This is a genomic window from Streptomyces sp. NPDC059037 (genome assembly GCF_042740015.1).
Lineage (GTDB): Bacteria > Actinomycetota > Actinomycetes > Streptomycetales > Streptomycetaceae > Streptomyces.
The window spans coordinates 386-11,402 of record NZ_JBHYIG010000304.1; the positions used below are offsets into that span (position 1 = coordinate 386).

The window sequence follows — 11,017 nt, forward strand, 5'->3', positions numbered from 1 at the left end:
TCGCGCCGGCCGCCGGGGCGCTCGGGGGGGCCCGTCGTCGCCCGGCGCCGCGGGGGGGGTGGGGGACCTACTTTGGAAAAGTAGTGTTCTGGCACAAGGGGGGCGCGCGGCACTGCGAAACGCAACTTTGCCGAAGTAGGTTCCCCACACCCCCCTCTCCCGGCCTTCTCCCGGCCGGGGCCGGAAGATCCGGTCGGCAGACGCCTGACGAAACCGGCCAGCCATCCCCGAACCGGCCGCGCAGCCCTTCACCCCTCCCACCCGGCCGCGCTGCTACGAACCAGTCCGCACCCGGCAGACAAGCCGGACACCCCAAGGACCCGTCCCCGTGAGCCCCGTTTCGTGGCCGCCCGGTCGTCTTCCTTCTCGCGGTGGAGGGGTGGGTGTCAAGGGTGGAGCGCAGCGGAATCGGCGCAGCCGACGCGACGAAGGAGCGCCCTTGACTCCCGGCCCGGAACCGCCAACCTCGGGACAACCGGGCGGCCCCGGTAAGAACACCACCACCGGCCCACATCACCGCCTGGACCCCAAAGAAATTGACCGGGATTTCTCGTGCTCAATTGCACTCCTCCGGAGGTCTTTCCGCTTCATAGAGTGGTGATCACAACGCAGCGAACGCCGCTGCCGAGCCGAAGAGGACACCGCCATGAGCAGCAAGAACACCGACTTCTCCGCCCTCCTCACCCGCGCATCGGACGCCGAGACCTCCGCCGATCCGAGCAGCGTGATGACCCTCCTTGCCGAGGCGGACGGGCCGGAGGGCGGGTTCACCACGTACCGCTCCACCTTCGCCGAAGGCGCCGTCGGTGCTCCCGCGCACTTCCACACCAAGGCCACGGAGCTGTTCTTCGTGATCGGCGGCTCCCTCCAGGTCCTCGTGGGCGAGGAGATCACCGTCCTGAACGCCGGTGACTTCCTCGCCGTGCCGCCGCACACCCCGCACGCCTTCGCCGCCGCCCCGGGCTGCACCGCGGACGTCCTGTTCGTCTTCACGCCCGGCATGGCCCGCTTCGACTACCTGCGCCTGCTCGGCAGCGTCATGCGCGGCGAGACCGACCCGAAGAAGATCGCTGAGTCCTCCGAGCGCTACGACAACCACTACGTCGACAGCCCTGTCTGGCGAGACGCCCTCGCCGCCTCGTGAGCGCACCTCGCCTCGGAATGTGGACGCGGTTTGCGTACAGCAGTGAAACCGCTCCACAATCCTGACGTGGTCTACTACCTTGGACGAGGCAGTCCAGGTGAGTGGACTGGCCGAGGCTGGAGAAGTGGAAGGGTTGGCTGTGGACGCGTCGAGGAGCGGTCAGGAGGCGGCAACCGGCGGGCGGTGGGGTGCCCTCGGGCCCGTCGGGCTGGTGCTCGCGGGCGGCGTCTCCGTCCAGTTCGGCGGCGCCATCGCCGTGAGCGTGATGCCCAAGGCGGGAGCCCTCGGCATCGTGACCCTGCGGCTCGCCTTTGCCGCTCTGGTGCTGATGATCGTCTGCCGGCCCCGGCTGCGCGGGCACTCGCGTGCCGACTGGGGGACCGTCGTCGCCTTCGGTGTGGCCATGGCCGGGATGAACGGGCTCTTCTATCAGTCCGTTGCCCGGATTCCCATGGGGCCCGCCGTCACCCTTGAAGTGCTCGGGCCCCTTGCCCTGTCCGTCTTCGCCTCCCGGCGTGCGGTGAATATGGTGTGGGCCGGGCTCGCGTTGTGCGGTGTTTTTCTGCTGGGGGGCGGCGGTGGCTTCAGTTCGCTCGATCCCGTTGGTGTCGCATACGCGCTGGGCGCCGGTGCCATGTGGGCCACGTACATCGTCTTCAGTGCGCGTACCGGGCGGCGCTTTCCGCAAGCCGACGGGCTTGCGCTCGCCATGGTCGTCGCCGCCGTGCTCTTCATGCCGCTTGGGTTCGTCGAGTCGGGGGACAAGCTCATTCAGCCGGAAGTGCTCGGGCTCGGTGCTGCCGTTGCTGTGATGTCGTCGGTGCTCCCTTACACCCTGGAACTGCTCGCCCTGCGGCGGCTTCCCGCCTCCACCTTCGCGATCATGATGAGTCTGGAACCGGCCATCGCCGCCGTCGCCGGATTCCTCGTCCTGAACCAGGCCCTCTCCGTGCACGAGGCCCTCGCGATCTCGCTGGTCATCGCCGCCAGCATGGGTGCCGTCCGTACTCAGGTCGGGCGCAGGTCGGCTCGTGGCGGGGGTGTCGTGGCAGGGGGCGCCCCGGAGACGGAAGCCGCCACCCCCGAGACCGCCCCCGAACTCGCCCCCGAGCCCGCCATGAGCGCCGTCGCCGAACCCCTCCCGGAGTCGTCCGGAAAGTAATGCAAGCACGCTTGCTTGTTTCTCCGAGCGCTGCCATGCTCCGGGGCACTTCCCCAAGTTCTCAACTTCGTTCGAGCAGGGGAGACCCCATTCGTGCCCCGAGGGGAGCGCTCCGTGTCCGAAGCTGTGCCCGTACTCGACGATCTGCGCAGTGAGAGTGAGGAACTCGACCAGCTGGTAGCGGGGTTGGGGGATGAGCGGTGGGCGCTCGCCACGCCCGCCGCCGGCTGGACCGTCGCCCACCAGATCGCCCATCTCGCCTGGACCGACCGGGCCGCGTTCATCGCCGTGACCGATCCTGATGCCTTCGGGAAGTTGGTCGAAGAGGCCCTTGCCGCTCCCGGCTCGTTCGTCGACGACGGGGCCGAGGAAGGGGCCGGTCTGCCGCCCGCCGAGCTGCTCGCGCGGTGGCGTGCGGGGCGTGCGGAGCTCCTGGCGGCCCTGCGCGCCGCCCCTCGCGGCACCCGTTTTCCCTGGTACGGGCCGCCCATGTCCGCCACCTCCATGGCCACCGCGCGGCTGATGGAGACCTGGGCCCATGGGCAGGACGTCGCCGACGCGCTCGGCGTCCGGCGGACCCCCACCGACCGGCTGCGGCATGTGGCCCATATCGGGGTGCGGGCCCGTGACTTCTCCTTCGGCGTGCACGGGCTGACTGCGCCCGGTGAAGCCTTCCGGGTTGAACTCGTGCTTCCCTCCGGTGAGTTGTGGGTGCAGGGGCCTGAGGATGCCGGGCAGCGCGTCACCGGGCCTGCTCTCGACTTCTGTCTGCTCGTCACCCAGCGCGCCCATCGGGACGATCTCTCCGTACGCGCCGAAGGCCCCGACGCCGAGCGGTGGCTCGATGTCGCGCAGGCCTTCGCGGGGCCCGCAGGACCGGGACGCCCGGCGAGGGGAGCCACCCCGTGAGCCGCGTCCTGCGCGTCGGCAACGCCTCCGGGTTCTACGGCGACCGCTTCGACGCCATGCGCGACATGCTCACCGGCGGGCCGCTCGACGTCCTCACCGGCGACTATCTCGCCGAGCTGACCATGCTGATCCTCGGGCGCGACCGGCTCAAGGACCCCTCGCGGGGGTACGCGAAGACCTTCCTTCGGCAGCTGGAGGAGTGCCTGGGGCTCGCCAAGGAGCGGGGCGTCCGGCTCGTCGCCAATGCCGGTGGGCTCAATCCGGCCGGACTCGCCGATGCCGTACGGGAGTTGGCCGGTCGGACCGGGGTCGAGACGAACGTCGCGTACGTCGAAGGCGATGATCTCGGCGGGCGCTTCCCCGGCGCGCTCACCGCCAACGCCTACCTCGGCGGCGCCGGAATCGCCGAGTGTCTGAGGGGCGGGGCCGACGTCGTCGTCACGGGGCGTGTGACCGATGCCGCGCTCGTCACGGGGCCCGCCGCCGCGCACTTCGGATGGGCGCCGGACGACTACGACCGGCTCGCGGGAGCCGTCGTCGCCGGGCACATCCTGGAGTGCGGGACGCAGGCCACCGGCGGCAACTACGCCTTCTTCAACCAAAGGCCGGGGCAGCTGCGCCGGCCCGGATTTCCCCTCGCCGAGATCCACGAGGACGGGTCGAGCGTCATCACCAAGCACGACGGCACCGGCGGCCTCGTCGACGTCGGCACGGTCACCGCGCAGCTCCTGTACGAGACGTCCGGCGCCCGGTACGCAGGGCCCGATGTCACCGCCCGGCTCGACACGGTCACCCTCACGCAGGAGGGGCCTGACCGCGTCCGCGTCGGCGGTGTGCGCGGCGAGGCGCCGCCGCCGACCCTCAAGGTCGGCCTGAACCGGCTCGGCGGCTTCCGCAACGAAGTCGTCTTCGTCCTCACCGGGCTCGACATCGAGGAGAAGGCCGCCCTCGTGCGCGCGCAGATCGAGGACGCGCTCGGAGGCGCCAAAAAAGCGCCCGCGGAGGTGCGTTGGGATCTCGTGCGCACCGACAGGGCCGACGCCCCCACCGAGGAGACCGCGAGCGCCCTGCTGCGGCTCGTCGTGCGCGACCCGCAGCAGGAGCCCGTCGGCCGCACCCTGAGCGGCGCCGCGATCGAACTGGCCCTCGGCAGCTACCCCGGATTCCACGTGACGGCACCCCCGGGCAAGGGCTCCCCCTACGGAGTCTTCGAAGCCGCGTACGTCGAGCGGGGCGAGGTCGAGCATGTGGCGGTGCTCCCGGACGGGGAGCGGTTCTCCGTGCCGCAGGGCGCCGAGACCCGCGTACTCGAAGGGCTCGACGCCCCGCCGCTGCCCGAGCCCCTGCCGCAAGGCCCCACCCGGCGCGCCCCCATCGGCCTCGTCGCCGGCGCCCGCAGCGGCGACAAGGGCGGTGACGCGAACGTCGGCGTGTGGGTGCGGACGGACGAGGCGTGGCGGTGGCTCGCCCACGAACTGACCGAGCAGCGCTTCCGTGAACTCCTCCCGGAGACCGCCGACTTGACCGTCGTACGCCATGTCCTGCCGAATCTGCGCGCGCTGAACTTCGTCGTCACCGGGATCCTCGGCGAGGGAGTCGCCTCGCAGGCCCGCTTCGATCCGCAGGCCAAGGGCCTGGGCGAGTGGCTGCGCGCCCGCCACATCGACATACCGGAGGCCCTGCTGTGAGCCCGGAGGTACTGCTGTGACCGTCCTTGCGTCCGCGCTCGACCCCGCGAGCCCCGAGTACGCCGAACACCGCGAGGCCATGCTCGCCAAGCTCGACGAGCTCGGCAGTGAACAGGCCAAGGCCTTGGAGGGCGGTGGCGAGAAGTACGTCCAACGGCACCGCAAGCGCGGCAAGTTGCTTGCGAGGGAGCGGATCGAGCTGCTTCTCGACCCGGACACGCCCTTCCTTGAGCTGTCCCCACTGGCCGCCTGGGGGAGCGACTATCCCGTCGGCGCCTCGATGGTCACCGGTATCGGCGTCGTCGAGGGCGTGGAGTGCCTCATCACCGCCAACGACCCGACCGTACGCGGCGGGGCGAGCAATCCGTGGACGTTGAAGAAGGCCTTCCGGGCTCATGAGATCGGGCATGCCAATCGGCTGCCGTCCATCCATCTCGTCGAGTCGGGGGGTGCCGATCTGCCGTCCCAGAAGGAGATCTTCATCCCCGGGGGTGCGATGTTCAAGCACCTCACCCAGTCGTCCGCCGCCGGAATCCCCACGGTGGCCGTCGTGTTCGGCAACTCGACCGCGGGCGGCGCGTACGTACCGGGCATGAGCGATCACGTGATCATGGTCAAGGAGCGGGCCAAGGTCTTCCTGGGCGGGCCGCCGCTGGTGAAGATGGCCACCGGCGAGGAGAGCGACGACGAGTCGCTCGGCGGCGCCGAGATGCACGCCCGCACCTCAGGCCTCGCGGACTATCTCGCCGAGGACGAGCGGGACGCGCTGCGGCAGGCCCGGCGGGTCGTCAAACGGCTCAACTGGCGCAAGGCGTACGCCGATCCGGTGACCGTCGTCGAGCCGCCGAAGTACGACGAGGACGAGCTGCTCGGCATCGTGCCCGGCGATCTGAAGGTGCCCTTCGATCCGCGCGAGGTCATCGCCCGCATCGTCGACGGCTCCGATTTCGATGAGTTCAAGCCGTTGTACGGGGCCAGTCTCACGACCGGGTGGGCCCAGCTGCACGGCTATCCCATCGGCATCCTCGCCAACGCGCAGGGCGTTCTTTTCAGCGAGGAGTCCCAAAAGGCCGCCCAGTTCATCCAGTTGGCGAACCAGCGCGACATACCGCTGCTCTTCCTGCACAACACCACCGGCTACATGGTCGGCAAGGAGTACGAGCAGGGCGGCATCATCAAGCACGGCGCCATGATGATCAACGCCGTCTCGAACTCGCGGGTCCCGCATCTGTCCGTCCTCATGGGGGCGAGTTACGGGGCCGGGCACTACGGCATGTGCGGGCGGGCCTACGACCCCCGTTTCCTCTTCGCCTGGCCCAGCGCCAAGTCCGCCGTCATGGGGCCGCAGCAGCTGGCAGGCGTTCTGTCGATCGTGGCCCGCGCCTCTGCGACCGCCAAGGGGCAGCCCTACGACGACGACGCGGACGCCGCGCTGCGCGCCATGGTGGAGCAGCAGATCGAGTCGGAGTCCCTGCCGATGTTCCTCTCGGGGCGGCTCTACGACGACGGGGTCATCGATCCCCGCGACACCCGCACCGTCCTCGGCCTGTGCCTGTCCGCGATCCACACCGCCCCCTACGAGGGTGCGCGTGGCGGTTTCGGCGTCTTCCGGATGTGAGGAACTCCCCGTGATTACTTCCCTGTTGGTCGCCAACCGCGGCGAGATCGCCTGCCGCGTCTTCCGCACCTGCCGCGACCTCGGCATCGCGACCGTCGCGGTGTACTCCGACGCCGACGCGGACGCCCTGCACGTGCGCGAGGCCGACTCCGCCGTGCGCCTGCCGGGCTCGGCGCCCGCCGACACCTATCTGCGCGGCGAACTGATCGTGAAGGCCGCGCAGACGGCGGGCGCGGACGCCGTCCACCCCGGCTACGGCTTCCTCTCCGAGAACGCGGACTTCGCGCGCGCCGTGCTCGACGCGGGGCTCGTCTGGATCGGGCCGCCCCCCGAGTCCATCGAGGCCATGGCGTCCAAGACGCGGGCCAAGGAGCTGATGGGCATCGCGTCGCTCGACTCGGTCACCGAGGCCGACCTTCCGGTCCTTGTGAAGGCGGCGGCGGGCGGCGGAGGCCGCGGCATGCGTGTCGTACGCGAACTGAAGGATCTCGACGGTGAGTTGGCGGCCGCCCGCGCGGAGGCCGCCAGCGCCTTCGGGGACGGTGAGGTCTTCGTCGAGCCGTACGTCGAGGGCGGCCGGCACGTCGAGGTGCAGATCATGGCCGACGCGTACGACACCGTGTGGGCGCTCGGCACCCGCGACTGCACCCTTCAGCGCAGGCACCAGAAGGTCATCGAGGAGTCCCCGGCGCCCGGTCTCGGGGACGCTCTCATCGAGACGCTGCACGAGCAGGCCGTGCGGGCGGCGCGCGTGACCGGGTATCGCGGGGCGGGCACGGTCGAGTTCCTCGTCGCGGGCGACAAGGCGCACTTCCTCGAAATGAACACCCGCCTCCAGGTCGAACACCCCGTGACCGAGGCCGTGTTCGGGATCGATCTCGTCGCGCTGCAGATCCGGGTCGCGGAGGGCGATGCGCTGGAGGGCGAGCCGCCGACCGCGCGCGGCCACGCCGTCGAGGCCCGCCTCTACGCCGAGGACCCGGCCGCCGCATGGGCCCCGCAGACCGGCACCCTGCACCGCATCGACGTGCCCGGCGTGCGCCTCGACACCGGGTACGCGGACGGCGACACGATCGGCGTGCACTACGACCCGATGCTGGCCAAGGCCATCGCGTACGCCCCCACCCGCGCCCAGGCCGTGCGCAAGCTGGCGGGTGCCCTGGAGCGGGCGACCGTCCACGGCCCGGTCACCAACCGGGAGTTGCTTGTCCGGTCGCTGCGGCACCCGGAGTTCACCGAGGCCCGCATGGACACCGGCTTCTACGACCGGTACGTCACGGAACTCGCAGCGGCCGCACCCGGCCCCCATGCCCCGCTGGCCGCAGCCCTCGCCGACGCGCACGGCCGCTCGCGGTTCGGCGGCTGGCGCAACCTCGCATCGCAGCCCCAGATCAAACGCTTCCGCAGTGAGCCGGACGGCACCGAGCACGAGGTCAGCTACCGGCACACGCGGGGCGGATTCACCGCCGACGGGGTGCGGGTCGTGTCCGTGGCCCGCGATCTCGTCGTACTCGAAGTGGAAGGCGTACGACGGCAGTTCACTGTCGCGCGGTACGGCGACGACCGGGTGTACGTCGGCGGGGTCGCCCTCACGCCGCTGCCGCTGCTGCCCGAACCCACCGCCCGGCAGGAGCCCGGCTCCCTGCTCGCCCCGATGCCCGGCACCGTCGTGCGCCTGGCGGAGGGACTCGCCGAGGGGGCGACGGTGGCCGCCGGACAGCCCCTCATCTGGCTGGAGGCCATGAAGATGGAGCACCGCATCTCCGCTCCCGCCTCCGGCACGCTCACCGCCCTGCACGCCGAGCCCGGCCGCCAGGTCGAGGTCGGCGCGCTGCTCGCAGTCGTAGACGTAGACGTCGAAGCCGCCGTTGCCGCCGTACAGGAGGAGCAATCCGTATGAGCACCGTCCTCGAAACCGAAGAGCACAAGGATCTGCGCGCCGCGGTCGCCGCCCTCGGCAAGCGCTACGGCCGCGCGTACATGAACGGCGTCGTCAAGGCCGAAGGCCACCCCGACGAACTGTGGGCGGATGCCGCCAAGCTCGGCTACCTGGGCGTGAACCTGCCCGAGGAGTACGGCGGCGGAGGCGGCGGCATAGCCGAACTCTCCATAGTCCTGGAGGAGTTGGGCGCGGCGGGCTGCCCCCTGCTCATGATGGTCGTCTCGCCCGCGATCTGCGGAACCGTCATCGCCCGCTTCGGCACCGACGAGCAGAAGCGGGCCTGGCTGCCCGGCCTGGCCGACGGCAGCCGCACCATGGCGTTCGGCATCACCGAGCCCGACGCGGGCTCCAACTCCCACCGCATCACCACGACCGCGCGCAAGGACGAAGCGACCGGCGACTGGCTGCTCACCGGCCGCAAGGTGTTCATCTCCGGTGTCGACATCGCCGACGCGACGCTCATCGTGGGCCGCACGGAAGACGCGAGGACGGGCAGTCTCAAGCCCTGCCTCTTCATCGTGCCGCGCGAGACGGAGGGCTTCCAGCGGCGGCGGATCGAGATGGAACTCCAGGCCCCGGAGAAGCAGTTCGAGCTGGTCATCGACGACGTACGCCTCCCGGCGGATGCGCTGGTGGGCGACGAGGACGCGGGGCTGTTGCAGCTCTTCGCCGGACTGAACCCCGAGCGGATCATGACGGCGGCGTTCTCGATCGGCATGGCTCGCTTCGCGCTCGGCCGCGCCGTCGAGTACGCCAAGGAACGCAGCGTGTGGAAGAGCCCGATCGGCGCCCACCAGGCGATCGCGCACCCGCTCTCCCAGTGCCACATCGACATCGAACTGGCCCGCCTGATGATGCAGAAAGCCGCCCGGCTCTACGACGAGGGCGACGACATGGGCGCCGGCGAGGCGGCCAACATGGCGAAGCTGGCGGCCGCCGACGCCTGTGTGAAGACCGTGGACCAGGCGGTGCACACGCTGGGCGGCAACGGCCTGACGAAGGAGTTCGGCCTCGCCTCGCTGATCGTGGCGTCGCGGGTGGCACGGATCGCCCCGGTGAGCCGGGAGATGATCCTCAACTTCGTGTCGCACCAGACGCTTGGCCTCCCCAAGTCGTACTGACGCCGAGCCTTCCCTGAAGCCTCAACTCCCGGAGTTCTCATGAGTGTTGTGTACGCGCCTCCAGAGCGCGGCATCGTCACCCTCACCCTGGACGCGCCCGCCAACCGCAACGCGCTCTCCGCGGGCCTTGTGGCCGGGCTCGCGGAAGCGATCGGCGACTGCGGCAAGGACGTCGGCGTACGCGGGATCGTCCTCACCCACACCGGGTCGACGTTCTGCTCGGGCGCCGACCTGCGGGAGCCGCCGGACCCGGCCGCCTTCGTGGCGCTGCTCCGGCAGATCGTGGAGCTGCCGAAGCCGGTGGTGGCGCGGGTGGACGGGCATGTACGGGCCGGTGGGCTCGGGCTGCTCGGGGTGTGCGACCTGGGGGTCGCGGGCCCGGGGGCGTCCTTCGCGCTCACGGAGGTACGGATCGGGGTCGCACCGGCGGTGATCTCGATCCCCCTCCTGCCGCGCCTCGACCCGAGTGCCGCGTCGCGCTACTTCCTCACGGGGGAGCGGTTCGACGCGGCGGAGGCGGCGCGGATCGGTCTGCTGACGGCGGCGGGCGAGGACGTGGACGCCGCGCTCGCTCCGCTCCTCGACGGGCTGCGGGAAGCGGCGCCGCAGGCCCTGGCCGAGACGAAGAAGCTGCTCACGGCTAGGGTGCTCGACGCATTCGACCACCACTCGGACGCCCTCATCGCCCTGTCCGCGCGGCTCTTCGGCTCCGCCGAGGCACGGGAGGGGATGGCGGCGTTCCTGGAACGACGGGAGCGCCCATGGGTGTTGTGACCGCGGCGGACCGCTCGCCGAAGCAGGACCGCAGCCGGGCGACGCGGCAGCGTCTCCTGGAGGCCGCCGTGTCCTGTCTGGCCGAGCACGGCTGGGCGGGGTCGACGGTGTCCGTGGTCGCCGAACGGGCCGGGGTCTCGCGGGGCGCGGCGCAGCACCACTTTCCCACCCGGGAGGACTTGTTCACGGCGGCGGTGGAGTACGTGGCCGAGCAGCGCTCGACGGCTCTGCGGTCGCTGCCGGCGCAGGACAGGGCGGCCGTGGTCGCGGCCCTCGTGGACCTCTACACGGGACCGCTGTTCCGGGCGGCGCTGCACCTGTGGGTGGCGGCGTCGAACGAGCCGCAGCTGGGGTCCCGGGTCACGGAGCTGGAGGCCCGGGTGGGCCGGGAGACGCACCGCATCGCGGTGGAGCTGCTCGGCGCGGACGAGTCGCGCCCCGGCGTCCGGGAGACGGTCCAGGGGCTCCTGGACATGGCGCGAGGCCTGGGCCTCGCGAACCTCCTGACGGACGACGGGGCGCGGAGGGAGCGGGTGGTGGGGGAGTGGGCGCGACTGCTGGACGCGGCGCTGGGCTAGGGCGGGCTCAAGACCGCCGCTGCGCGGCGGATCTTTCCCGCCCACCCACCCGTTTACCCGGCAGTGGCCTTTCCAGCCCTG

The 11,017-nt window shown here is 71.0% G+C and carries 9 protein-coding genes; all 9 read left to right on the forward strand.

The features are described 5' to 3' along the window. Positions 1-646: 646 nt before the first annotated feature. The 9 genes from ACFWY6_RS38770 (at position 647) to ACFWY6_RS38810 (ending at position 10,936) form a co-directional block, all read left to right on the forward strand. The gene (locus ACFWY6_RS38770; RefSeq protein WP_384700649.1) at positions 647-1,144 is read left to right on the forward strand and encodes a cupin domain-containing protein; all 498 of its coding nucleotides are present in this window, start codon (positions 647-649) and stop codon (positions 1,142-1,144) included. Positions 1,145-1,277: 133 nt separating this feature from the next. After that, a complete protein-coding gene (locus ACFWY6_RS38775) occupies positions 1,278-2,306 on the forward strand; it encodes a DMT family transporter (RefSeq protein ID WP_384700663.1) in 1,029 nt (342 codons plus the stop codon). Between the two features lie 114 nt (positions 2,307-2,420). After that, positions 2,421-3,215: a TIGR03084 family metal-binding protein gene (locus ACFWY6_RS38780; protein ID WP_384700651.1), complete on the forward strand. Its 795-nt coding sequence runs from the start codon at positions 2,421-2,423 to the stop codon at positions 3,213-3,215. Further along, entirely contained in the window at positions 3,212-4,903 is a 1,692-nt protein-coding gene (locus ACFWY6_RS38785) for an acyclic terpene utilization AtuA family protein (RefSeq protein ID WP_384700653.1), read from the forward strand. Before ACFWY6_RS38780 ends, ACFWY6_RS38785 begins: the two co-directional genes overlap by 4 nt. A 16-nt stretch (positions 4,904-4,919) precedes the next feature. Further along, entirely contained in the window at positions 4,920-6,521 is a 1,602-nt protein-coding gene (locus ACFWY6_RS38790; RefSeq protein ID WP_361825960.1) for a carboxyl transferase domain-containing protein, read from the forward strand. A gap of 10 nt (positions 6,522-6,531) precedes the next feature. Further along, positions 6,532-8,421, forward strand: coding sequence for an acetyl/propionyl/methylcrotonyl-CoA carboxylase subunit alpha (locus tag ACFWY6_RS38795; RefSeq protein WP_384700655.1), 1,890 nt, complete (start codon positions 6,532-6,534; stop codon positions 8,419-8,421). Beyond that, entirely contained in the window at positions 8,418-9,584 is a 1,167-nt protein-coding gene (locus tag ACFWY6_RS38800) for an acyl-CoA dehydrogenase family protein (protein ID WP_384700657.1), read from the forward strand. The genes ACFWY6_RS38795 and ACFWY6_RS38800 overlap by 4 nt, the downstream gene beginning before the upstream one ends. A gap of 39 nt (positions 9,585-9,623) precedes the next feature. Then, entirely contained in the window at positions 9,624-10,358 is a 735-nt protein-coding gene (locus ACFWY6_RS38805) for an enoyl-CoA hydratase family protein (protein WP_384700659.1), read from the forward strand. After that, a complete protein-coding gene (locus ACFWY6_RS38810) occupies positions 10,346-10,936 on the forward strand; it encodes a TetR/AcrR family transcriptional regulator (RefSeq protein ID WP_384700661.1) in 591 nt (196 codons plus the stop codon). The genes ACFWY6_RS38805 and ACFWY6_RS38810 overlap by 13 nt, the downstream gene beginning before the upstream one ends. Positions 10,937-11,017 lie beyond the last annotated feature (81 nt).